20 protein-coding genes are annotated in these 22762 nt (G+C 64.3%); 9 read left to right on the top strand and 11 right to left on the bottom strand.

Going from position 1 to position 22762, the window contains the following annotated elements; translation table 11 throughout:
* The first annotated feature begins 93 nt into the window (after nucleotides 1-93).
* Nucleotides 94-537, top strand: coding sequence for a YtoQ family protein (locus BMI91_RS04675; protein ID WP_078604465.1), 444 nt, complete (start codon nucleotides 94-96; stop codon nucleotides 535-537).
* Nucleotides 538-855: 318 nt separating this feature from the next.
* Here the strand turns inward: BMI91_RS04675 and katG are convergent, their stop codons facing one another.
* The 6 genes from katG to BMI91_RS04645 all read right to left on the bottom strand — a co-directional run bounded on the left by katG (nucleotide 856) and on the right by BMI91_RS04645 (nucleotide 9550).
* The gene (gene katG, locus BMI91_RS04670; RefSeq protein ID WP_078604110.1) at nucleotides 856-3030 is read right to left on the bottom strand and encodes a catalase/peroxidase HPI; all 2175 of its coding nucleotides are present in this window, start codon (nucleotides 3028-3030) and stop codon (nucleotides 856-858) included.
* A gap of 328 nt (nucleotides 3031-3358) precedes the next feature.
* Nucleotides 3359-5557, bottom strand: a complete 2199-nt coding sequence (locus BMI91_RS04665) for a glycoside hydrolase family 2 protein (RefSeq protein ID WP_078604109.1) — start codon at nucleotides 5555-5557, stop codon at nucleotides 3359-3361.
* Nucleotides 5558-5559: 2 nt separating this feature from the next.
* Complete coding sequence (gene dgoD / locus BMI91_RS04660; protein WP_078604108.1) at nucleotides 5560-6708, bottom strand: galactonate dehydratase; 1149 nt, start codon at nucleotides 6706-6708, stop codon at nucleotides 5560-5562.
* A 27-nt stretch (nucleotides 6709-6735) separates the two neighbouring features.
* Nucleotides 6736-7656 (bottom strand): Gfo/Idh/MocA family protein, encoded by a 921-nt coding sequence (locus BMI91_RS04655; RefSeq protein ID WP_078604107.1) that lies wholly within the window; start codon nucleotides 7654-7656, stop codon nucleotides 6736-6738.
* The gene (locus BMI91_RS04650) at nucleotides 7653-8714 is read right to left on the bottom strand and encodes an ABC transporter ATP-binding protein (RefSeq protein WP_078569658.1); all 1062 of its coding nucleotides are present in this window, start codon (nucleotides 8712-8714) and stop codon (nucleotides 7653-7655) included. The genes BMI91_RS04655 and BMI91_RS04650 overlap by 4 nt, the downstream gene beginning before the upstream one ends.
* 32 nt (nucleotides 8715-8746) lie before the next feature.
* A complete protein-coding gene (locus BMI91_RS04645; protein WP_078604106.1) occupies nucleotides 8747-9550 on the bottom strand; it encodes an IclR family transcriptional regulator in 804 nt (267 codons plus the stop codon).
* Between the two features lie 127 nt (nucleotides 9551-9677).
* On the opposite strand from BMI91_RS04645, the gene BMI91_RS04640 reads away from it, so the two are divergent.
* The 7 genes from BMI91_RS04640 (at nucleotide 9678) to BMI91_RS04610 (ending at nucleotide 17180) form a co-directional block, all read left to right on the top strand.
* The gene (locus BMI91_RS04640; protein ID WP_078604105.1) at nucleotides 9678-10913 is read left to right on the top strand and encodes an ABC transporter substrate-binding protein; all 1236 of its coding nucleotides are present in this window, start codon (nucleotides 9678-9680) and stop codon (nucleotides 10911-10913) included.
* Between the two features lie 117 nt (nucleotides 10914-11030).
* A complete protein-coding gene (locus BMI91_RS04635) occupies nucleotides 11031-11921 on the top strand; it encodes a carbohydrate ABC transporter permease (RefSeq protein WP_208607958.1) in 891 nt (296 codons plus the stop codon).
* Between the two features lies 1 nt (nucleotide 11922).
* A complete protein-coding gene (locus BMI91_RS04630) occupies nucleotides 11923-12768 on the top strand; it encodes a carbohydrate ABC transporter permease (protein ID WP_078519897.1) in 846 nt (281 codons plus the stop codon).
* Entirely contained in the window at nucleotides 12765-14837 is a 2073-nt protein-coding gene (locus BMI91_RS04625) for an alpha-galactosidase (protein ID WP_078604104.1), read from the top strand. Before BMI91_RS04630 ends, BMI91_RS04625 begins: the two co-directional genes overlap by 4 nt.
* On the top strand, nucleotides 14834-15724 hold the full coding sequence (locus BMI91_RS04620; protein WP_078604103.1) for a 2-dehydro-3-deoxygalactonokinase: 891 nt from the start codon (nucleotides 14834-14836) through the stop codon (nucleotides 15722-15724). Before BMI91_RS04625 ends, BMI91_RS04620 begins: the two co-directional genes overlap by 4 nt.
* A complete protein-coding gene (locus BMI91_RS04615) occupies nucleotides 15721-16329 on the top strand; it encodes a 2-dehydro-3-deoxy-6-phosphogalactonate aldolase (protein WP_078604102.1) in 609 nt (202 codons plus the stop codon). The genes BMI91_RS04620 and BMI91_RS04615 overlap by 4 nt, the downstream gene beginning before the upstream one ends.
* On the top strand, nucleotides 16326-17180 hold the full coding sequence (locus BMI91_RS04610) for an SMP-30/gluconolactonase/LRE family protein (RefSeq protein ID WP_078604101.1): 855 nt from the start codon (nucleotides 16326-16328) through the stop codon (nucleotides 17178-17180). The genes BMI91_RS04615 and BMI91_RS04610 overlap by 4 nt, the downstream gene beginning before the upstream one ends.
* An 84-nt stretch (nucleotides 17181-17264) precedes the next feature.
* Here the strand turns inward: BMI91_RS04610 and BMI91_RS04605 are convergent, their stop codons facing one another.
* Nucleotides 17265-17735 carry an autoinducer binding domain-containing protein gene (locus BMI91_RS04605; RefSeq protein WP_078519892.1) on the bottom strand — a complete coding sequence of 157 codons (471 nt, stop codon included), beginning with the start codon at nucleotides 17733-17735 and terminating at the stop codon, nucleotides 17265-17267.
* 108 nt (nucleotides 17736-17843) lie between these two features.
* Between BMI91_RS04605 and BMI91_RS04600 the strand changes: the two genes are divergently transcribed.
* The gene (locus BMI91_RS04600) at nucleotides 17844-18464 is read left to right on the top strand and encodes an autoinducer binding domain-containing protein (protein ID WP_078539936.1); all 621 of its coding nucleotides are present in this window, start codon (nucleotides 17844-17846) and stop codon (nucleotides 18462-18464) included.
* 83 nt (nucleotides 18465-18547) lie between these two features.
* Here the strand turns inward: BMI91_RS04600 and BMI91_RS04595 are convergent, their stop codons facing one another.
* From BMI91_RS04595 to BMI91_RS04580, 4 genes are read right to left on the bottom strand one after another with little or no spacing between them, the layout of a single operon-like run.
* Entirely contained in the window at nucleotides 18548-19669 is a 1122-nt protein-coding gene (locus BMI91_RS04595; protein WP_078604100.1) for an ABC transporter ATP-binding protein, read from the bottom strand.
* A gap of 2 nt (nucleotides 19670-19671) precedes the next feature.
* On the bottom strand, nucleotides 19672-20565 hold the full coding sequence (locus BMI91_RS04590; protein WP_078569650.1) for a carbohydrate ABC transporter permease: 894 nt from the start codon (nucleotides 20563-20565) through the stop codon (nucleotides 19672-19674).
* Nucleotides 20562-21443 carry a carbohydrate ABC transporter permease gene (locus BMI91_RS04585; protein ID WP_078519888.1) on the bottom strand — a complete coding sequence of 294 codons (882 nt, stop codon included), beginning with the start codon at nucleotides 21441-21443 and terminating at the stop codon, nucleotides 20562-20564. The genes BMI91_RS04590 and BMI91_RS04585 overlap by 4 nt, the downstream gene beginning before the upstream one ends.
* Nucleotides 21444-21472: 29 nt before the next feature.
* Nucleotides 21473-22732, bottom strand: coding sequence for an ABC transporter substrate-binding protein (locus tag BMI91_RS04580; RefSeq protein WP_078604099.1), 1260 nt, complete (start codon nucleotides 22730-22732; stop codon nucleotides 21473-21475).
* Nucleotides 22733-22762: the final 30 nt, after the last annotated feature.

Below are 22762 nucleotides of genomic sequence, written 5' to 3'. Positions count from 1 at the left end.
GAGGTTGCCAAGCTGGTCCCGATCCTCAAGGATCGCGCCGGAAAAGCGAAGCGGCCCGAAGCGGGGCCCACGCGACAGCGAAAAGAGGATGCGATGAAACTGAATGTCTATCTGGCCGGCGAAATTCACACCGATTGGCGCGAGGCGGTGAAATCGGCCTGCGAAGGGCTGGATATCGAATGGTCGGGGCCGGTGACGGATCACGGGGCCTCGGATGATTGTGGGGTCGAGATATTCGGCGCGGAAGAGGACAAGTTCTGGCATGACCGCAAGGGCGCGTCGCTCAACGCGATCCGTATCCGCACCGGGATCGAGCGCTGCGACGTGCTCGTTGTCTGCTTCGGCGAGAAATACAAGCAGTGGAACGCGGCTTTTGATGCGGGCTATGCGGCGGCGCTCGGCAAGCCGATCATCGTGCTTCAGCCACCCGAGCACGATCATGCGCTCAAGGAGGTCGACGCGGCGGCCAATGCGGTCGCGCGCACGCCCGAACAGGTGGCCCGCGCGCTGCGCTACGTGACGACGGCGGCGCTGTAAGGCGGAACGGTGCCCCGCCCGGATCAGCCGCGTCAGCGGCCCGGGCAGCACGAGCGGCTTTGAAAGAAGGGCGGCGCCCGACCTCGGGCGGGCGCAGGCACGAGGTGGGTGGTCTGCGCTGAATCGGGCCACATCCGACCAACTGTTGAGCGCGCGGTGCCGCTGCAAAAGCGCCCTCCCGGGGGGAGGTCGGGCGCTGCCCGGGGCTGGTCGCCCCGGGCGTCGGTCTGAACTTGGAGTGGGCTCTCTCCTGTCCCAAACGAAAACGCCCCCCGCAGGTCATCCTGCGAAGGGCGCGGTTTTCTGTAAGACAGGTGATCAGGCCAGATCGAAGCGATCGGCGTTCATCACTTTGGTCCAGGCGGCTACGAAGTCCTCCACGAACTTCTCGCTTGCGTCGTCCTGAGCATAGACCTCGGCATAGGCGCGCAGGATCGCGTTCGAGCCGAAGACCAGATCGACGCGGCTCGCGGTCCACTTAACCGCGCCGGTCTTGCGGTCGCGGATCTCGTAGGCGCCGTCGCCCACCGGATGCCAGCTGTAGCCCATATCGGTTAGGTTGACGAAGAAGTCGGTCGTCAGCTGGCCTTCGCGGTCGGTGAAGACACCGTGCTTGGTGCCGCCATAGTTGGTGCCGATCGTCCGCATGCCGCCGATCAGGACGGTCATTTCATGCGCGGTCAGCCCCATTAGCTGGGCGCGATCCAGAAGCATCTCCTCGGGCGAGACGACGTAGTCCTTCTTGAGCCAGTTGCGGAACCCGTCGGCGAGCGGTTCGAGCACGTCGAAGCTGTCGGCATCGGTCATCTCGTCACTCGCGTCGCCACGACCCGGCGCGAAGGGCACCGTCGCGCCATGACCGGCCGCCTTGATCGCCTTCTCGACGCCGACATTGCCCGCCAGCACGATCACATCGGCCACCGAGGCACCGGCTTCTGCCGCGATCGGCTCGAGCACCGAGAGCACCTTCTGCAGACGGGCGGGCTCGTTGCCCTCCCAGTCCTTCTGCGGGGCGAGACGGATGCGCGCGCCATTGGCGCCGCCGCGCATGTCCGAGCCGCGATAGGTGCGCGCGCTGTCCCAGGCGGTCGAGACCAGCTCGGCCACCGACAGGTCCGAGGCCGCGATCTTCGCCTTCACAGCCTCCACGTCCCAATCGGTCGACCCAGCGGGGACCGGGTCTTGCCAGACCAGATCTTCCGAGGGTACCCACGGGCCCTTGTAGCGAACCTTCGGGCCCATATCGCGGTGGGTCAGCTTGAACCAGGCGCGGGCGAAGGTCTCCTTGAAATACTCCGGATCGGCCATGAATTTCTGGCAGATCTCGTTGTAGATCGGGTCGACCTTCATCGCCATGTCGGCATCGGTCATCATCGGCATCCGGCGCTGGCTCGGGTCCGAAGTGTCGAGCGGCATGTCCTCTTCTGCGATGTCCACCGGCTTCCACTGTTTCGCGCCAGCGGGGCTCTGGGTGACTTCCCATTCATGGCCGAAGAGCATCTCGAAATAGCCCATGTCGAATTCGAGCGGGTTCGTCGTCCAGGCACCTTCAGGCCCGCCAGTGATCGAGTTGCTCGCTTGCCCCTTCAGGTTCGGGTTGAACCAGCCGAGACCCTGCTGCTCGACATCGGCCGCTTCGGGCTCCGCGCCGAGCGCGGATGCGTCGCCATTGCCGTGGCATTTGCCGACGGTGTGGCCGCCCGCGGTCAGCGCGGCGGTTTCCTCGTCATTCATCGCCATACGCGCGAAGGTCTCACGGACCTGCGCCGCGGTCTTCATCGGGTCGGGCTGGCCGTTGACGCCCTCGGGATTCACGTAGATCAGGCCCATCTGCACGGCGGCAAGCGGGTTTTCCATCGTGTCGGGCTTGTCGACATTGGCGTAACGCTCGTCCGACGGCGCGAGCCATTCCTTCTCGGCGCCCCAATAGGTGTCTTTCTCGGGATGCCAAATGTCCTCGCGGCCAAAGGCGAAGCCGAAGGTCTTCAGACCCATGCTTTCATAGGCGACGGTGCCAGCGAGGATGATCAGATCCGCCCAGCTGAGCCGGTTGCCGTATTTCTTCTTCAGCGGCCAGAGCAGACGACGGGCCTTGTCGAGGCTCGCATTGTCGGGCCACGAGTTGAGCGGGGCGAAGCGGATATTGCCGGTGCCCGCGCCGCCGCGCCCATCCGCAAGACGGTAGGAGCCCGCCGAGTGCCAGGCGAGGCGGATCATCAAACCGCCGTAATGGCCCCAGTCAGCCGGCCACCACTCTTGGCTTTCGGTCAGCAGCGCATGCAGATCGGCTTTCAGCGCGTCGTAGTCGAGCTTCTCGACCTCTTCGGCATAGTCGAAGCTGCGTCCCAGCGGGTCCGTCTTGGTGTCATGCTGGTGCAGGATGTCGAGATTGAGCGCCTGCGGCCACCAATTCATCACGTTCGAGCCAAGCTCGGTATTGCCGCCATGCATCACCGGGCACTTGCCGCCCGTGTTCACGTCATTTCCGTCCATCTGTGCTTCCTCCTGCTGAGCACGGGGTTGATCGGGGAGACCGGTTAAAGTCTGACATGCCGCAGCTTGTCCGAATAGGGGCTACGGCACGTGGGTCCCTACCTTGCCCAATGCTCATAGCAGGCAGTGTGATAAATAAAAATTTGGAAATTGTAATAAGACATATAATGTAAAATTATGCATCGGCATTTTGTCAGCGGAATCCGAGCACTGGCGTCATGCGACCCCGACAGGTTCGAACCGGCCAAAGCGGGCGCCCGTTCAACGACATGTAATGTCGCGAACGGGGCGCCCCATGGCCTTGATCGAGAGTCGTTGCCTTTGCCGCTTATTCCACCGCGATCTCGATTGTCTCGACCGTCTCACGAAGCCGCGCGGTCACCTTGATCGTGCCGCGCGTCCCCGTCAGGCGAATCCAGCAACCGGTCGCACCGTCGGCGAGCACCGGACAGTCGGAGCCGATCAGCTTCGCCGGGCCTTCGACGGTCAGGTGAACGGGCTCGTTGAGGAAATGCAGCTTGTTGCCCGCCTGATCGCGGGCGCGGATCATCACGCGGATTTCCTCGCTCGGATCGGCCTCGGCCTCGGTGACATCGGGCGCTACTTCGAGCCGGTCGAACATCGCATCGGCGGGGAAGTCGCGCTCGATCACCAGCTCGCCGTTGCGATAGCCGCGCAGGCGACCCGCATGCCAGCTCTCGCCCCAGGCGGTCACCTCGTCGGAGGTGAAATGGTCGTAATCGATGATCACCGGCGCATGGGGCAGATGCGGGAAGCGGGTGCGGTCGGGACCGACGCGTTTGACCACATCGGCGTAGGACAGCTCCACCTCGTCGCAATTGGTCAGCACGATCAGCGGGATCACCCCGCCGATATTGCGCTCGCCGCGTGACCAGACGGTGACCGGCTCCATCACGATCGCCTCGTCGGGTTCGCGCTGGCTGGCATAGGCGTAGGCTGCGAATTTCGGCTCGCGGAAGATCGACATCACACCGTGATGGCAGATCCGGTCGCCCGCGCCGAAATCCTTGTGCGTGTTGTAGTCGAACATGCACCAGCCGATACAGCCCGCAAGCCCGGCATCGGGATCGTGAGCTGCGTTGAGCACGTCGAGATGACGCAGCACATGCTCGTGCTGGCGATGCTCGGGGTCGCCCGCCTTGGTGGGATACATGTGCCCGTTATATTCGGTCACCAGATAAGGCACGCGCTTGGGCAGCCCCGTCACCTCCTGCTGGTCACGCAAACTCGTACGCGGGCGGTTCGAGAAGGGCAGTTCGAAGTCGCCGAGGATGAAATCGTTCATCGTGTAGACGTCTTCGAGCAGTTGGCTGTCGGTGATGCAGCGCACGCCGCCGGTGGGGCGCGTCGCATCCAGCTCATGCGCCAAGGCATTGGTGCGCTTGTAGAACGCTTCCGCATCAGGGCTCTCGTTGATCCGCACGCCCCAGATGATGATCGAGGGGTGGTTCCAGTCGCGCCGGATCATCCGCTCGACATTGGCGACGGACTCGTCCTGCCAGACATCGCCGCCGATATGCTGCCAACCGGGAATTTCCTCGAAGACCATGAGGCCGATCTCGTCGCAGCGGTCGAGGAAATAGGGGCTTTGCGGGTAATGCGAGGTGCGCGCGATGTTGCAGCCCAGATCGTAACGCAGGATTTCCGCGTCGCGCTCCTGACTGCGCTTTCCCTGAGCGTAACCCGAATAGGGGAAGCTCTGGTGTCGGTTGAGGCCGCGCAGGACCACGCGCTTGCCATTGAGGAAGAACCCCTCGGGCGTGAATTCGGCGTGACGGAAACCGAAGCGCTGGGTGAGGCGGTCGCCGCTCTCAGTTAGGATCAGGGTGAGGGTGTAGAGCGCGGGCGTCTCGACCGACCAGAGCGTGATGCCGCTGAGGCCCTCGAACGTGATCTCGCCGGTGCCCTCGCCGCGCGCGATCTCGTGGCCGTCGGCGTCCGACAGAACCGCCTCCACCGTGCCCGGCGCGTCGAGCTTGATCAGAACGCGCTTGGTCTCGGCCAGCACGTCGGGCGTCTCGATCTTCACGCTTGCGATATGGGCCTCGGGCAGCACTTCCAGCCACGCGTCGCGATAGATCCCGGCATAGGTGAGGTAGTCGATCCGGCCACCGAAGGGCGGAATCTCGGGGTTTTCCGAGCCGTCGATATGCACCGTCACCAGCGCCGTGCCGCCTTCGAACCGGTCCGTCAGATCGACGGTGAAGGGTGTGTAACCGTCGCGGTGGCGCAGCATTTCCGAGCCGTTCACATAGACCACGGCATCGGCCATCGCTCCGTCGAACCGCAGACGCATCAGCTTGCCCGCCCACGCATCGTCCCACGCAATCTCGCGCTGATAGGTGAAGGGGCGCTGGAAGTCGCCTTCGTCGAAATAGCTCATCGGCAGGTCGGCGGCGTTATGGGGCAGGGTGACAGTCTCGCCCTGCAGCGGCTCCGCGACCTTCGCCGCGTCGAAGCCGTCCGCGAAACTCCAGCCTTCGTTCAGTTTGCTGATCTCTCTCATGCTTACCACTCCGCGAAGCTGCCATCTGCATGGCGCCAGATCGGGTTGCGCCAGCGGTGGCCCTCGGCAGCCGCCTGACGGACTTTCTCCTCGTTGACCTCGACGCCGAGACCGGGGCCCTGCGGGATCGCAACGAAGCCGTCGTCATATTCGAAGACCGACGGGTTGCTCAGATAGTCGAGCAGGTCCGAGCCCTTGTTGTAATGGATGCCCAGCGACTGTTCCTGAATGAAGGCGTTGTAGCAGACCGCATCGAGCTGCAGGTTCGCCGCCAGCGCGATCGGCCCCAGCGGGCAATGCAGCGCCAGCGCCACGTCATGCGCTTCGGCCATCGCCGCGATGCGGTAGGTCTCGGTGATGCCGCCAGAATGCGAGGGGTCGGGCTGGACGATATCGACGTAACCGCCCTGCAGGATCGATTTGAAATCCCAGCGGGTATAGAGCCGCTCGCCTAGTGCGATCGGGGTGGAGCAATGGTTCGCGATCTCGCGCAGCGCCTCGGCATTCTCGCTCAGCACCGGCTCCTCGATGAACATCAGGTTGAAGGGCTCGAGTTCCTTCGCGAGCTGCTTGGCCATCGGGCGATGGACGCGACCGTGGAAATCGACGCCGATGCCGAAATCGGGGCCCATCTCCTCGCGGATCGCCTGCACGCGCGCCAGCACGGCGTCGATCTTGTCGTGGGAGTCGATGAATTGCAGCTCCTCGGTGCCGTTCATCTTCACCGCCGTGAAACCCCGGTCGCCGCACTCGCGCGCCATCCGCGCCGTGTCGCCGGGCCGGTCGCCGCCGATCCAGCTATAGACCCGGATGCGGTCGCGTTGCTGGCCGCCCAGAAGCGCATGGACCGGCACGCCAAGCGCCTTGCCCTTGATGTCCCACAGCGCCTGATCGAGCCCGGCGATCGCCGACATGTGGATGCCGCCGCCGCGATAGAACCCGCCGCGATACATCACCGTCCAGTGGTCCTGAATATGGCCGGGGTCCCTGCCGATCAGGTAGTCCGACAGTTCCTCGACGCAGGCGGCGACAGAGGCCGCACGGCCCTCCAGCACCGGTTCGCCCCAGCCGGAGATGCCCTCGTCGGTGGAGATTTTCACGAAACACCAGCGCGGCGGCACGATGAAGGTTTCGATGGCGGTAATTTTCATGACGGTCCTCAGGGTTAGTGGGCGCGATCAGGCGTCGAAAGGATCGGTGATCGCGAAACGTGCGTTGATGAAGGCGTCTGCGACGAGGCGCATCGGCGCGAGGTCGAGATCGCTTTGGCCGGCGCGCACCAGATCGCGCATCCGGGCGTAGAGATTGGCGTATTCGCGGTTCTCGCCCGTGGCGATCACCTCGCCATCGACGCTGAACTCCGCGCCGCCCTTGTCGAGCATGGCCGTGCCGCGTTCGGTCTGAAGGGTGATGCGCCACAGCTCGTCACCCGTTTCCCGCCAGTCGAACGCGGCAGTGATCGGGGTCGCGCCCGCGCACATCTCCAGATCAGCGGCGATCGGGGTCTGGCGGCCCTGCGGGATGCTAAGCGCGGCTGCTGTTAGCCGCACCGGCTGGCGCAGGATGCGGGTCAGGATCGAGAGCGCGTTGATGCCGGGATCGAAGACCCCGAGCCCGCCCGGCTGCCAGATCCACTCCTGCCCGGGATGCCATTTGCGCACATCCTCGCGCCAGTCGATCCGGATTTCGGAAATCTCGCGCCCGGCGAGCCATTGGCGCGCCGCGTCCACGGCTGCCGCCTCGCGCGAATGCCAGGTCGCGAAGATCGTCAGCCCCGCCTTGGCTGCGGTCTCGCGCAGCGCCTCGACCTCGCTCAGCGTCATGCCGGGCGGCTTTTCGAGCATCAGGTGACGACCCGCGCGCAGCACTGCCATCGCCTGATCGAACCGCCCCTGCGGCGGTGTGCAGAGTGAGACGGCGCCGATCTCGGGTTCGGCGTCCAGCATGGCGCGCAGGTCGGGATAGCTTGGCAGGTCGGGCAGGGTGGCATTGCGGCTCGCGATGGCGGCGAGATGCACGCCGTCCGTCTCCGCAATCGCGGGAAGGTGCTGGGCGCGGGCGATCGCTCCCAGCCCCACGAGGCCGATAGCAAGGCTCATCCGCGCACCCGTGCGCCCGTGCTGGTGTCGAACACATAGACCGAAGCCGGATCGAAGCTGAGCCCGGTCTTGCCGCCCACCGCGCCGTGGAGGCGCTGATCGGTCTCGACCACGACGCGCTCGCCGGAGGCCGCGTCGAGATGCGCATAGCTGACGCCGCCAAGGTTCTCGGCCATCTCGATGGTGAAGTTGCCGTCCGAGCCGCTCAGGCGCAGCGCGTTGGGGCGGATGCCGATTTCCAGCTTCGTGCCGTCCGCGGGCAAGGCGACGGGACTGTCGACGCGCTGCCCCAAAGCGGGCACGTCGAGCTGGCCCTCCACCACGGTCGCGGCGAGGAAGTTCATCGAAGGCGAGCCCATGAAGCCCGCAACGAAGCGATTGTCGGGATCGTCGTAAAGCTCCATCGGGCTTCCGACCTGTTCGATATTTCCCGCGCGCAGCACGACGATCTTGTCGGCCATCGTCATCGCTTCGACCTGATCGTGGGTAACGTAGATCATCGTTGCCCCGATCTCACGGTGCAGACGCGCGATCTCGGCGCGCATCTCGACGCGCAATTCGGCATCGAGGTTCGAGAGCGGTTCGTCGAAGAGGAACACCTCCGGGCCACGGGTGATCGCGCGGCCGATGGCCACACGCTGGCGCTGACCGCCCGAGAGTGCGGCAGGCTTTCGGTCCAGAAGCGGTTCCAGCTTCAGGATTCGCGCGGCTTCCTGCACCTTGTCGCTAATCTGGGCCTTCGGATGGCCGTTCATCTTCAGCCCGAAGCCCATATTCTCGCCCACCGTCATATGCGGGTAGAGCGCGTAGGTCTGAAACACCATCGCGATGCCGCGCTCGGCGGGTTCGGCCTTCGTGACTTCGCGCCCACCGATGCGGATCGCACCGTCCGAGGTCTCCTCCAACCCCGCGATCATCCGCAAAAGCGTCGACTTGCCACAGCCGGACGGCCCGACGAAAACACAGAATTCCCCCGGGTCGACCGTCAGATCGACGCCGTGGATCACCTCCGCATCGCCAAACCGTTTGACGATCTTCTCCAATGCGACTCCGCTCACGGGGTCTCCTCCCTGTTTTTACGCGCCGGGGTTCAGTCGGCGCGTTTCTGTTCCGGAAAGCGCCAGTCACTGGCCGCTTTCGCGATCTTCTCCGCCGTCTCGAGGATCAGCGGGGCATAGGTTTCGAGTTGTTTTTGACCGTCGGGCTGACCCGAGGTGATCGAGAGCGCGCCCAGAACGCGGCCCTGCGGCGACAGGATCGGAGCGGCGATGCAGCGGATGCCGGGCTCGTGCTCCTCGTCGTCCCAGGCAAAACCGCGCTTGCGGATGTTTTCAAGCTCGGCGCGCAGGCTCGTCGCGTCGGTCAGGGTGTGTTCCGTGAAGCGATGAAAGCTCTGCCGCGTCAGCGCATTCTGCAGCGCGTCCTCCGGCAGATAGGCGAGCATCGCCTTGCCCACGCCCGTGCAATAGGCCGGACCGACCTTGCCCGATTGCGAGAACATCTCGACCGGGCGCGAGGCGTTGCGCTTGTCGACATAGAGCACCATGCCCTGATCGAGCTGCGCGAGGTGCAACGTCTGGCCGGTCTCCTTCGACAGTTGGTCGAGGTAGGGCGCCGCAATCGGCGCAAGCGAACTTTGCGCCCAAGCTGCATGGGCGAGGCGCACGAGGCGCAGGCCCGGCCTATAGGTCTGACGATCCTCGTCGAAGGCGAGCATGCCCTGGTTCGTGAGCGTCTGCAGGAAGCGATACAGGGTCGCCTTGGGCAGATCGCAGACCGGCAGCAACTCGGCGAAACGCACGGGGCGGCCGAATTCGGCAACGCGGTCGAGCACGGCCAGCGTGCGTCCAACCGTGCCGTCGGATTTCTCCGGCTTTGGCGTGGCGTCGTTCATAGGCTCCTCCTCAGGGCTGTTGACAGGATGAGAGATTCGCGGCAGCATTTCAATATGTAAAACATGGTTCCAATATTTGAAACTAAAATCTTTGAGCCATGTGCTACTGAAACGGGAGGAGAACCGAATGAATTTCCTGAAAACCACCGCGCTTGTGGCGCTGATGGGCTCTATCGCCATTCCGGCGATGGCCGAGCAGCGTGTGCTCAAGCTCTTCACCGACGCGTCCGATCCGGCGCCGAAAGCCGCGTTCGAACAGCTCGTGAAAGGCTTCGAGGCCGAAAATCCGGATGTGAAAGTCGAGGTGAACACCTTCGATCACGAGGGCTACAAGACCGCGATCCGCAACTTCCTGACCGCCGACAGCCCCGATCTGGCGAACTGGTATGCGGGCAACCGCATGGCACCCTTCGTCAATGCCGGGCAGTTCACCGATGTGTCCGATGTCTGGGAGGAGAACGGGCTCAAGGACAGCCTCGGCTCCGCGCTCAAGTCGATGACCATCGACGGCAAGCAATGGGGCGTGCCCTATACCTACTACCAGTGGGGCATCTACTATAACAAAGACGTCTACAAGAAGGCCGGGGTGGAGGTGCCCAAGACTTGGGACGAGTTCATCTCGAACTGCAAGAAGTTCAAGGAGATGGGCGTCGACTGCCTGACCACGGGCACCAAGGCGCTGTGGCCGGCGGCAGGGATTTTCGACTATCTCGACCTGCGCACCAACGGCTACGACTTCCACATGAAGCTCACCAGCGGCGAGATTCCGTGGACCGATGACCGGGTGAAGGCCGTCTTCGCGGAGTGGAAGAAGGTTCTGCCCTACACCACCAAGAACGTCGCCGCGATCGACTGGCAGGATGCGGTGTCGAATATCGTGCAGGGCAAGGCCGCGAACTACGTCATGGGCAACTTCGCCGTCGCCACCTTCAAGGATGGCGGGATGACCAATGACACGCTGGGCTTCATGGACTTCCCGACGATCAACCCGGATATCCCGCGCGCCGAAGAAGCGCCGACCGATACGATCCACATCCCGGCAGGCGCGAAGAACAAGGCGGACGCCAAGAAGTTCCTCGCCTATGTCGCAAAGGCCGATGTGCAGACCAAGATGAACGAAGAACTCGGTCAGCTGCCGATCAACAAGAACTCTTCGGTGGGCGACGATCCCTATTTGCAGGCGGGCTTCAAGATCCTGTCCACGGCCGATGGCGGCATCGCGCAGTTCTTCGATCGTGACGCACCGGCGCAGATGGCGAAGGCGGGCATGGAAGGCTTCCAGGAATTCATGGCCTATCCCGACCATCTCGACGCAATCCTCGAGCGTCTCGAGAAGGTGCGTCAGCGCGTCTACAAGAACTGATCCTCCCCGAGGGGCGGTGCCTGTTGCAGGGTGCCGCCCCTTCCTGTTTTTCCAGATCCGAGGAGTGCGACGATGACCGTCTCACCCGCTATGTCCGAGCCGCGCGCGGAGACCGGCATGCCCGCACCGCGCCGCCGCCGGTTGAACCGCAAACTTGCGCCCTGGCTGTTTCTCGCCCCCGGCGTGCTGATGTTCCTGATCTACGTGCTGATCCCGATCGGAGAGTCGATGTGGATCTCGTTCTTCCAATGGGACGGGCTGAGCGCGAAGCACTGGATCGGGATCGAGAACTATCTCGAGCTGCTCGATGACGATGCTTTCTACACCAGCCTCAAGAACAACCTGATCTGGCTGGTGCTCTATATGCTGGCGATCCCGTTCGGGCTGTTCATCGCGCTTTTCCTGAACCAGACCGTGCGCGGCATCCGGATCTACAAATCGCTGTTCTTCTTCCCCTTCGTGATCTCTCAGGTCGTGGTCGGCCTGATCTTCTCGTGGTTCTACGCACCCGGCTTCGGGCTGTTCTTCGAGCTGACGAAATGGCTCGACGGGACCGGGATCGCGATCCTCGCCAACCCGAACACGGTGACCTACGGGATCATCGCCGCCGGTCTGTGGCCGCAGATCGCCTATTGCATGATCCTCTATCTGACCGGTCTGAACGCGGTCGCGCCCGACCAGATCGAGGCGGCGCGTCTCGACGGGGCTAAGGGCATCAAGATGCTCTGGTATGTCGTGCTGCCGCAATTGCGCCCGGCCACCTTCATCGCGGTCGTCGTCACCGTGATCGGTGCGCTGCGCAGCTTCGATCTCGTCTCGATCATGACCGATGGCGGGCCGTTCGGCTCTTCGCGGGTGCTGTCCTACTACATGTATGAGCAGGCGCTCTCGGAATACGGCTATCGCATGGGCTACGGCGCGGCGATCGCGGTGGTGCTGTTCGCGATCATGATGATCTTCATTTCGGGCTTCATCTGGAAGATGTGGCGCGACGAAAGGGGCCTGTGAGATGTTTCCCAAACCCATTCAATCCATGAGCCCCGCCGCCCGGCTGACCTATCAGATAGCCCTTCCGGTGATGCTGGTGGTCTGGCTGCTGCCGCTTCTGGGCGTCGCCGTTACCTCGATCCGGCCCTCCAGCGATCTCGCGCAGGGCAACTACTTCGGCATACCGTCCTATCTGGCGTTTTCGAACTATCTCGACGTGTTCAAGAACTCGCCCTTTGCCAGCTACATGCTGAACTCGTTCAAGGTGACGATCCCGACGGTGATCGGGGCGGTCGCACTGTCCTGCCTCACGGGCTTTGCGCTCGCCGTCTACAAGTTCAAGGGCAACCTGCTGATCTTCTTCATCTTCGTGGCGGGGAACTTCGTGCCCTTCCAGATCCTGATGGTGCCGGTGCGCGACCTGACGGTGAAGATGGGGCTTTACGACACGATCACGGGGCTCGCGCTGTTCCATGTCGCCTTCCAGACCGGCTTCTGCACGCTCTTCATGCGCAACTTCATCAAGGCACTGCCGAAAGAGCTGATCGAGGCCGCCCGGGTCGAGGGCGTTGGCGAATGGCAGATCTTCTGGCATATCGTGCTGCCCTTGGTTCGGCCCGCAATCGCGGCGCTGTCGGTGCTGATCTTCACCTTCATCTGGAACGACTATTTCTGGGCGACGGTGCTGACCACGGGGGCGGATACCCAGCCGATCACAGCCGGGCTGCAATCGCTCAACGGCCAATGGGTCGCGGCGTGGCAACTGGTGTCGGCAGGCTCGATCCTCGCCGCGCTGCCGCCGGTGGCGATGTTCTTCCTGATGCAGAAACACTTCATCGCAGGGCTGACGCTCGGGGCGGTGAAATGATCCGCACGTGGCATTTGCAAGACGCCCGCCAGAGCCTCGTTCTGGCGGGTCACGACGACCGGCTTCCCGAGATCGTCTATTGGGGCGCGGCGCTGCCCGAGGGGGAAGACCTCGCAAGCTTGGCCGCGGCGAGCGTGCCGGATGTTACCGGCGGGATGCTCGACCGCGCGCCGGAGGTCTCGATCTGCCCCGAAGCGAGCCAGAGCTTCCCGGGCGAGCCGGGTCTGATTGCGCGCGACGGGGCAGGGCGGCCTCTGCGGCCCGCCTTCCGCTTCGAGAGCGAGACGCAGACCGGCAGCGAATTGACGCTTACCTATCGCGATGCGGCGCTCGGGCTGCGCTATAGTGCGCATTTCACGCTCGACCCCGACACCGGTCTGATCTCGGCCCGCGCCGAGCTGGAGAGCGATGCGCCGATCACGCTCCATTGGCTCGCCGCGCCTGTCTTTCCCGGCCCGCAACTGGCCGACGAGATGCATGAGTTCTCCGGTCGCTGGATCGGGGAATTCCAGATCGAGCCGACCCCGTGGCGCCCCGGCCAGCGCGTGCGCGACAACCATACGGGCCGTACCGGGCACGAGCATTTCCCCGGGTTGATCCTGCCCGCGCGCGGGGCGACCAAGACCCAAGGCGAAACCCGCGCCTTCCATTACGGCTGGTCCGGCGGGCATCGGATGGTCGCCGAAGAACTGCCCGACGGGCGCAGGCAAATCCAGTTCGGCCATGCCAGCGGCTCCGAGCCGGAACCGGCGACGCGGTTCGAGACCGCGACGCTGTATGCCGCTTTCTCAGAAGCGGGGTCGAATGGCTGCGCGGTCGCCTTCCAGCGCCACCTGCGCAAACGCGCCCCTTGGGCCAAGGCGCGCCCGGTGCATTACAACTGCTGGGAAGCGGTCTATTTCAAACATGATCTGGCCGAGCTGAAAGCCATCGCAGAGCGCGCCGCCGCACTTGGCGCAGAGCGTTTCGTGCTCGACGATGGCTGGTTCGGCAAGCGCGACGACGACACCACGTCGCTGGGCGACTGGACGGTCGATCCGCGCAAATATCCCGACGGGCTGACGCCGCTGGTCGATCATGTGCAAAGCCTCGGGATGGAGTTCGGCCTCTGGTTCGAGCCCGAGATGGTCAACCGCGACAGCGATCTGGCCCGCGCCCATCCCGACTGGCTGCTGGGCCCGCACGATCAGATCGAAGGCCGCCAGCAGCGCGTGCTCGACATGGCGAACCCGGCGGTGCGCGATCATCTTTTCGCGGCGATCGACGCGGTGCTCTCGGCCTATGCGATCTCTTACGTCAAATGGGACCATAACCGGGTGCTGCCGCATCCAGACGCCGCGCAGGCGCGCGGCCTTTACGATCTGCTCGACCGGCTCCGCGCGGCCCATCCAGACGTGGAGTTCGAAAGCTGTGCTTCGGGCGGCGGGCGGATTGATTTCGGCATCCTCGAACGCACGGGCCGGGTCTGGCTCTCGGACAGCAACGACGCGCTCGAACGTCTGCGCATCCAGCATGATGCAGCGCTGTTCCTGCCGAGCTGCGTCACCGGCTCTCATGTCGGCCCGCGCCATTGCCACACATCGGGGAGGGTGATCGACATTCGCACCCGGGCCTGGGTCGCGGCGCAACGACACATGGGTTTCGAGATGGACCCGCGCGAGTTGACCGCGGAGGAGGCAGAGGTTCTGACCTCCGTCACCCGCTGGTGGAAGGGCAACCGCGACTGGCGGATGCGCGCGGATATCCTGCGGCTCGACAGCGCCGACCCGGCCGTGATCGCCGAGTTGCAGCTGGCCGAGGATGGCAGCCGTTTCGTGGCCTTCGCAGGTCAGGCGGCAACCTCTGCGCAGATCCTGCCGCGCCCGCTGCGGCTGACCGGGTTGGACCGGGCAGCGCGCTACCGGTTGCGGCTGATCACCGCGGAAGATCTGCCCCGGTTGTCGCGTGGGACACCCGCGCTTAAGACCGGACCGATTACGCTCAGCGGGCAAGCGCTGATGGGGCAGGGGCTTACCCTGCCCTGGACCTTCCCCGAGCGCATTCACGTGATTGAAGGAGAAAGACTATGAGTGACGCGGCTCCCGACTGGATCGCCGCCGATTGGGGCACGACGCATCTGCGCGTCTGGGCGATGCGCGGGCGCGAGGTGCTCGACCGACGGAGCTCGGAGCAGGGGATGGGCAAGCTTACCCCCCCCGAGTTCGGCCCGGTGCTGGAAGACGCCGTTGCGGGCTGGGGCGCGGCCCCGGTCGTGACCTGCGGCATGGTCGGTTCGCGTCAGGGCTGGGCCGAGGCGCCCTATGCGCCGGTGCCCTGCGCCGCCCAACCGCGCCTCGTGCGGGTGCCGGATCACGCGGCGCGCCCGGTCTATATCGCCTGCGGCCTGCGTCAGGACAGCCCGCCCGACGTGATGCGCGGCGAAGAGACCCAGATAGCGGGCTTTCTGCTGCGCAATCCCGGCTTCGAGGGCACGATCTGTCTGCCGGGAACCCATACAAAATGGGTGGCGCTGCGCGCGGGCCGGATCGAGCGGTTCCGGAGCTGCATGACTGGCGAGATTTACGACCTGCTCGCGCATCGCTCGGTGCTGCGCCACACGATCGGGGAAGGCTGTCACGACATGGCAGCTTTCGACGCGGCGGTGGCGGAGGCGCTAGCCGATCCGGCGGCAGCCTATGGCGCGCTGTTCGCGCTGCGCGCCGGGGCGCTACTGGGTGCGCAATCGCCCGAAACCGCCGCCTGCCGCCTCTCCGGGCTGCTGATCGGCTGGGAGTTGTCCGCCACGCGCGATCTCTGGCAGGGCCAGCCCGTCGCGCTGATCGGAAGCCCTGTTCTCAGCCCGCTTTATACCCGGGCGCTGGCCGGTTGCGGCATCCAAGCTGCCAGCCATGACGCCGAAGACGTGACCCTCGCGGGGCTCTATGCCGCGCGCCAGACCATCGGAGCTGACACATGAGCCGACCCATCATCGCCATCCTGCGCGGGATCACCCCCGCTGAAGCCCTTCCCGTCTGCGAGGCGCTGATCGCCGCGGGCGTGACCCGGATCGAGGTGCCGCTGAACTCGCCCGATCCGCTCGACAGTATCGCCGCGATGGCGGAGCGCTTCGGCTCCGACGCGCTGATCGGGGCGGGAACGGTCCTGACCACGGATCAGGTCGCCGCCGTTGCTGCGACCGGCGCGAAGCTGATCGTCTCGCCCAATTGCAACACCGAGGTGATCGCTGCCTCCAAAGCCGCAGGGCTGCAGAGCTTCCCGGGTGTGATGACCCCGACTGAGGCCTTCGCGGCGCTTGCCGCTGGGGCGGATGGGCTCAAGCTGTTTCCGGGCGAGCTGATCGGGCCGATTGGTCTCAAGGCGATGCGCGCTGTGCTGCCGCCCGAGGTGCCGCTTTATGCGGTGGGCGGTGTTTCGGCCGCGAATATGGCCGAGTGGCACAAGGCGGGCGCGGCAGGCTACGGCATCGGCTCGTCGATCTACAAACCCGGCGACAGCGTGGAGACCGTTACCGAGAAAGCCCGCGCGCTGGTCGCCAGCTATGACGAGGCCTGCACGGCATGAGCTTCGAGATTTACGACGACCGCGCCTGTTTCCTTGGCGAGGGGCCGTTCTGGCATCCCGAACGTAGCCAGTTGTTCTGGTTCGATATCCTCGCGGGCCGGATTCTCAGTCGCGACGCGACCGGGCCGCGCGAATGGGCGCTCGGTCAGATGGCGTCCGCCGCGGGCTGGGTCGATGCCGAGACGCTGGTGATCTCGACCGAGACCGGACTGCGCCGTTTCGACATTGCCTCGGGTGCGCATGAGCCGCTCGCCGCGATCGAGGCCGACCGCACCGACACACGTTGCAACGATGGCCGGGCCGATCCGATGGGGGGCTTCTGGGCCTCTACGATGGGCAAAAACGCGGAGACCGGCGCGGGGGCGATCTACCGCTATTTCGAGGGCACGGTGGAGCGGCTTTTTCCTGAGATCACGATCCCCAACTCGATCTGCTTCGCTCTCGATGGGCGACGCGCCTATTTCGCCGACACCCCGACCGGAAAGATCATGACCGTCGCGCTCGATGCGCAGGGCTGGCCTGAGGGAGCGCCGGAGATATTCGTCGATCTGAGTGCGGAAGGCCTGAACCCTGATGGCGCGCAGACCGATGCCGAGGGCGCACTCTGGAGCGCGCAATGGGGGGCAGGGCGCGTGGCGCGCTACCTGCCCGACGGGCGCTTCGACCGGGCGATCGCGGTGGGCGGACGGCACAGTTCCTGTCCCGCTTTCGGCGGGCCGGAGTTCACGACGCTTTTCGTGACCACCGCGCAGGAAGGGATCGAGGCGCCCGACGTCGCGCAGGGCCGGGTCTATTGCGCCCCCGCCGGGATTGCAGGGCGACCCGAGCCCGCGGTGCGACTGAACGGCTGATCGCAATGCGTGCAGCGAAGCTCGGGCGAACACAGCACGGGCTTGCTGCGCTTTCTCAGGGACGATCCGGCTATTCGGATCGTCTCAGAAACGGAGTTCAGACCGGAGCCGCTCTAACTCGCCCTCGGGCAACGACTCGACACCCTTCGTCATCTCGTGAAGCTCTTCCAGGAGCGCTCGGGCTTCCTCGGCCTCAGCGTCTTCGATCTTCCGCGAAGGGTGTGTAAAAAATCCAGCGGACCGGGAGGTCTCCCCGATCGCGATGGCCTTCCCGAAGCGCAGTCCGAATTCGGCGGCCTGACCGAACACATTGCTCTCGTCTTGATCCGCGAGCTCGGACCAATCGCAAATACCTGTGTGGGTCATCGCCCATTTGACCGTCGGATCGACGAATACGAGGCCGTTTGCGGTGTAGAAATTCATCCATTCTTGTGGATATGTCTGGTAGAGCAGCGTAGGGTTGGCAAAGCGAATGTGCAGCCCTAGGGCGAATTTCCAATCAGATACTTCACCCAGACGTTGCAAGCTCTGGCGCATTTCATGCACGTCGATCATGCAGCTATCCTTGTATAAACTTGACAGAATTTCTTGACCAAAACGCCGCGGCACTAGCTTGGCCTAATTGAGCTCTCCTCTTTGGTGACTATAAATCCCTCGGAGGGAATGGAAGATCGAAACGACACGATGCTAAGTGATTTTCAAAGTCTTTTCGCCGAACGCGCGCCAGCCGGTTGCTACATCGCTTTGCGGGCGGGTTTCTTCGCGCCTGAGGCCGAGTTGAATCTGTTTCCGGCTGACTGGATCAATCATTATACCTTTTCTGGACTGGCGCTGGCCGACCCGCTGTTGCGTTGGTGTCAGGAAAATTCGGGCTATGCGCGATGGAAGGACATCGACAGCTTCGTCGGCACGGACTTCATGCGCGACTATCGGAAATTTGGCTTCGAATTCGGAAGTGTCGTGTCGATCCATGGGACGGAGGAGATGCCGAAGCGGAGCCTTGGGATCTTCGCGCGCGCTGACCGGGAGCTGCACGTCTCCGAGATGGAAGAGATCGAGACGGTGCTGTCGCGCATCCATGCAGCCGAGCCCGAGATGCCGACAGAGGCGCAGATGCAGGCCCTTCAACTCTATTCCAAGGGCTATCTGCACAAGCAGGTCGCTCACGAATTGCAGCTCTCCGTCGGCGGGGTAAAGGCCCGTCTAAGGGGCGCTGCGGACCGCCTCGGTGCCAAGACATTGAGAGAAGCTGCGAGCATCGCCGCAAGTCGCGGCCTGCTCTAAGCTTTGACGCTCCACCGGGTTTCCTCTTGCGAAGACGATAGCCGAACGCCGCGTTGCGCCAATCGGCGAGAGGAAGGCCCGCCTTATAGCCGCAGGCCGGTCTCGGCATCGAAGACCTTGGCCTTGCCCATATCGACCTCGAAGCTGAAGGGCGCGCCCGGGGGCAGGGCATCCTCCGGGCGGACCCGGGCGATCACCTCGATCTCGCCAAGGGCGAAGACGATCATCGTGTCGGGGCCTGTCGGCTCGACCAGATCGACCGGGCGTTCGAAGACGAAACGGTCGGGGCCGGGCAGTTCGGTCCCGGCCATGAAGATCGCCTCCGGCCGGAGCCCCAGAACGACCTTGTGTCCATCGGGTGCGGTGACCCGCTCGGTGAACCTCGCAGGCAGGGGAAAGCGAAGCGCCCCCGCCGTGCCCTCGACCACCTCGACCGACAGCGCGCCGGTCTGCCCATCGCGCCGCAGGGCACCGGGCAGCATGTTCATCGACGGCGAGCCCATGAAGCTCGCGACGAAGAGGTCCACCGGATCGTCGTAGATCTCTCCTGGTTCGGCTACCTGACGGATATGGCCGTTGTCCATCACCGCGATCCGGGTCGCCAGCGTCATCGCCTCGATCTGGTCGTGGGTGACATAGACGACGGTCTTGCCCAACCGCTGGTGCAGCTTCTTGATCTCGGTGCGCATCTCGATCCGAAGCTTGGCGTCAAGGTTCGACAAGGGTTCGTCGAACAGGAAGACCTCGGGCTTGCGCACTAGCGCGCGGCCCATCGCGACGCGCTGGCGCTGGCCGCCCGAAAGCTGACCGGGCTTGCGGTCCAGATAGGGATGGATCTGCAAAAGCGTGCTGAACTCTTCGACCGCGGTGGCCTGTTCGGCGCGCGGGACGTGGCGGGTCTGCATCCCGAAGGTGATGTTCTCGCGCACCGTCTTGGTCGGGTAGAGCGCGTAGGACTGGAACACCATCGCGATATCGCGGTCGCGCGGCGGGGTGTCGTCGACCAGCCGCCCGGCGATCTCGATATGGCCGTCGCTCAGCGTCTCGAGCCCGGCGATCAGGTTGAGCAGGGTGGACTTGCCGCAGCCCGAGGGCCCGACGAGGACGATGAATTCGCCCGCTTCGATCTCAAGGTCGATACCCTTGATCACCTCGTTCGTTCCGAAGCGTTTGCGCACGCCCTGAAGGGAAATTCCCGCTGCCATTGCTACCCTTTCACCGCTCCGGCCGAGAGCCCGCGCACGAACCAGGCTCCGGCGACGACATAGACCGCCAGCGTCGGCAGCGCCGCGATGATCGCCGCGGCCATGTCGACATTGTATTCCTTCACCCCCGTCGAGGTGTTCACCACGTTGTTCAGCGCCACCGTCACCGGGTTGCTGTCGCCGATGGTGAAGGCCACGCCGAACAGGAAATCGTTCCAGATCTGGGTGAACTGCCAGATCACGGTGACCACGATGGCGGGCAGCGACATTGGCAGCACGAGCCGGAAGAAGATGCCGAAGAAGCCCGCCCCGTCGACCTTCGCCGCCTGAATGATGCCGCTGGAAACCCCGATGAAGAAGTTGCGGAAGAACAGCGTGGTGAAGGCGAGGCCATAGACCGTGTGTACGAGGATCAGCCCCGGGATCGTGCCCGCAAGGCCGAGCTGGCCCAGCACCCGCGCCATCGGCAGCAAGATCACCTGAAACGGGATGAAGGCGCCGAACAACATCAGCGCGAAGATCGTGTCGGCGCCGCGAAAGCGCCACTTGGTCAGCGCATAGCCGTTGAGCGCGCCGAGTATCGTCGAGATCGCCACCGCCGGCACGGTCATCATCACCGAGTTCCACATATAGGGTGCCAGTCCGTTGCAGCGCACGCCCACGCAGGCGCTGTTCCAGGCTTTCTCCCAGGCGCTGAAGTCGAACTCTTTCGGCAGGCTGATCAGCGAGCCCTCCCGGATCTCGGTCAGCGATTTCAGAGAGGTCGAGATCATCACCAGAAGCGGGATCAGGTAGTAGATGCAGAACACCCCGAGCACGGCGAACAGCACGGCGCGCATCAGGCTGTGATGCAGCCCCCGGCGCTGGACGATCCCGCTTGTGTTGCGCCCGCTCATCCGCTTGTCTTCCTCAGTTCCGAGTAGAGATAGGGCACGATGATCGCGATGACCGTCATCAGCATCATCGTGGCGCTCGCCGCCGCTACACCCAGCTCGCTGCGCTGGAAGGCGAAGGAATACATGAAGGTGGCGGGCATGTCGGTGGCATAGCCCGGCCCCCCGCCGGTCAGCGCGATCACCAGATCGAAGCTCTTGATCGCGAGATGGGCGAGGATGATGACGGTGGACAGGAACACCGGCCGCAGCATCGGCAGCACGATGCCGGTATAGGTGCGCCACAGCCCCGCGCCGTCGATCGCCGCCGCTTTCAGGACCTCGTCATCGACCGAGCGGAGCCCCGCCAGAAACAGCGCCATCGCGTAGCCGGAGCTTTGCCAGACGGCTGCGATCACCACCGTGTAGATCGCGTAATGAGAGTTCACCAGCCAGTCGAAGCTGAAATTCTCGAACCCGGCCTGATGCATCAGCCGCTCCAGCCCGAGGCCGGGGTTCAGCATCCATTTCCAGACCGTGCCGGTGACGATGAAGCTCAGCGCCATCGGGTAGAGGTAGATCGTGCGGATCACCCCCTCGATGCGCACTTTTTGGTCGAGCAGGATCGCCAGAAGGATGCCGATCGCCATCGAGATCGAGATGAACAGGCCCGAGAAGACGAAGAGGTTACGGATCGCCACATACCAGCGTGGCGTCTCCCAGAGCCGGACATATTGGCTCAACCCGTCGAACTCGTAGTTGGGCATCACTCCCGACCGGGTCAGAGAGATATAGGCCGTCCAGAGGATGAAGCCGTAAACGAAGAACAGGCTCGCCGCGAAAAGCGGCGAGACCACGATCGCGGGCAGGCGCCGTTCCAGCGCCCGCCCGAACCTTGCCATGGGCCCCGTGCCTCCGGGCATTGCAGGCCCTAGTTTTCCTGCGCGCGCTTGATCGCGGCCGCAAGTTGCTTGACCGCGTCCTCGGAACTCATGTCAGAGTTGAAGAAAGCGGTCACGAGATCGAGGAACTCACCCCGCACCGAGCGCGGCACCGCCATCTCATGCGCCATCGAAGGCACCAGCGTGTCGTTCTCGATCGCCGCCAGCAGATCGGCATGCGAGCGCTTGGCACAGGCGTCGAAATCGTCGAGCGGCACGTCCGTGCGCGCCGGGATCGACCCCTTGGCGAGGTTGAACACCTTCTGGAACTCGGGCGACATGATCAACCGTGCGAGCACTTTCTGGCCTTCGATGCGGTCCTCGCCCTCCACCTTGAAGAAGGTGAAGCTGTCCGAATTCAGCACGAAGCCCTTGCCCGGCGTGGGCCAGCACAGGAAATCCTGTTCCGGCACTTTGCCGGCGGCAAGGAATTCGCCCTTCGCCCAGTCGCCCATGATCTGGAAACCGGCCTCGCCACGCATCACCATCGCGGTCGCGAGGTTCCAGTCGCGCCCCGAGAAGTTCGGATCGACATAGCCGCGCAGCTTGCGCAGTTGGTCGAAGGACTTGACCATCATGTCCGAGGTCAAAGCCTCGGGATCGAGCTCCACCAGCGCCTTGCGGAAGAAATCGGCGCCGCCGATCCCCAGCACCACGTCTTCGAACAGTGTCGCGTCCTGCCACGGCTGACCGCCATGGGCGAGCGGTACGATGCCCGCCGCCTGCAGCTTGTCGGCGGCCGCGTTGAACTCGTCCCATGTCGTGGGCATCTCCTCGACGCCTGCCTTTTTCAGCGCCTCGGGGTTGGCCCACATCCAGTCGACGCGGTGGATGTTGACTGGCGCGGCGACGTATTTGCCCTGATATTTCATGATCTCGGCCAGCGCCGGCGGCAGGACCGCATCCCAGTTGCCTTCGTCCGCGACGGATTGGACGTCGTTCAGCGCGCCTTGCTCGGCCCATTCCTGAATGCCCGGCCCCTTGAGCTGCACGGCCGTCGGCGGATTGCCGGCCACGACGCGGGCGCGCAGCGCCGTCATCGCGGCATCGCCGCCACCGCCTGCGATCGGCGAGTCGATCCATTCGCCGCCCTCGGCCTCGAAGGCTTTCTTCAGTTCTCCGACGGCCTTGGCCTCGCCGCCCGAAGTCCACCAGTGCAGGACCTCGACCGTGCCATCCGCCCGTGCCGCGCTCGCTGAGAGCGCGCCGGCGACACTCACGGCCGCCATCATGGCTTTACAAATGTGCATGTTTTCCTCCTCCTCCCGGTCGAGTTTGCG

The sequence above is a fragment of the Thioclava sediminum genome, assembly GCF_002020355.1.
Classification (GTDB): Bacteria; Pseudomonadota; Alphaproteobacteria; order Rhodobacterales; family Rhodobacteraceae; genus Thioclava; species Thioclava sediminum.
The sequence above is the reverse complement of the archived record's forward strand: the minus strand, read 5'-3'. Positions and strand labels throughout refer to the sequence as shown.

Coding starts and splice junctions, on each gene's coding strand:
- BMI91_RS04600 (WP_078539936.1), top strand. CDS start 17,844: ATGGAAGATCGAAACGACACGATGCTAAGTGATTTTCAAAGTCTTTTC.
- BMI91_RS04610 (WP_078604101.1), top strand. CDS start 16,326: ATGAGCTTCGAGATTTACGACGACCGCGCCTGTTTCCTTGGCGAGGGG.
- BMI91_RS04665 (WP_078604109.1), bottom strand. CDS start 5,557: ATGAGAGAGATCAGCAAACTGAACGAAGGCTGGAGTTTCGCGGACGGC.
- BMI91_RS04595 (WP_078604100.1), bottom strand. CDS start 19,669: ATGGCAGCGGGAATTTCCCTTCAGGGCGTGCGCAAACGCTTCGGAACG.
- BMI91_RS04620 (WP_078604103.1), top strand. CDS start 14,834: ATGAGTGACGCGGCTCCCGACTGGATCGCCGCCGATTGGGGCACGACG.
- BMI91_RS04625 (WP_078604104.1), top strand. CDS start 12,765: ATGATCCGCACGTGGCATTTGCAAGACGCCCGCCAGAGCCTCGTTCTG.
- BMI91_RS04675 (WP_078604465.1), top strand. CDS start 94: ATGAAACTGAATGTCTATCTGGCCGGCGAAATTCACACCGATTGGCGC.
- BMI91_RS04635 (WP_208607958.1), top strand. CDS start 11,031: ATGCCCGCACCGCGCCGCCGCCGGTTGAACCGCAAACTTGCGCCCTGG.
- BMI91_RS04590 (WP_078569650.1), bottom strand. CDS start 20,565: ATGAGCGGGCGCAACACAAGCGGGATCGTCCAGCGCCGGGGGCTGCAT.
- BMI91_RS04605 (WP_078519892.1), bottom strand. CDS start 17,735: ATGATCGACGTGCATGAAATGCGCCAGAGCTTGCAACGTCTGGGTGAA.
- BMI91_RS04655 (WP_078604107.1), bottom strand. CDS start 7,656: ATGAGCCTTGCTATCGGCCTCGTGGGGCTGGGAGCGATCGCCCGCGCC.
- dgoD (WP_078604108.1), bottom strand. CDS start 6,708: ATGAAAATTACCGCCATCGAAACCTTCATCGTGCCGCCGCGCTGGTGT.
- BMI91_RS04585 (WP_078519888.1), bottom strand. CDS start 21,443: ATGGCAAGGTTCGGGCGGGCGCTGGAACGGCGCCTGCCCGCGATCGTG.
- BMI91_RS04645 (WP_078604106.1), bottom strand. CDS start 9,550: ATGAACGACGCCACGCCAAAGCCGGAGAAATCCGACGGCACGGTTGGA.
- BMI91_RS04580 (WP_078604099.1), bottom strand. CDS start 22,732: ATGCACATTTGTAAAGCCATGATGGCGGCCGTGAGTGTCGCCGGCGCG.
- BMI91_RS04640 (WP_078604105.1), top strand. CDS start 9,678: ATGAATTTCCTGAAAACCACCGCGCTTGTGGCGCTGATGGGCTCTATC.
- BMI91_RS04630 (WP_078519897.1), top strand. CDS start 11,923: ATGTTTCCCAAACCCATTCAATCCATGAGCCCCGCCGCCCGGCTGACC.
- BMI91_RS04615 (WP_078604102.1), top strand. CDS start 15,721: ATGAGCCGACCCATCATCGCCATCCTGCGCGGGATCACCCCCGCTGAA.
- katG (WP_078604110.1), bottom strand. CDS start 3,030: ATGGACGGAAATGACGTGAACACGGGCGGCAAGTGCCCGGTGATGCAT.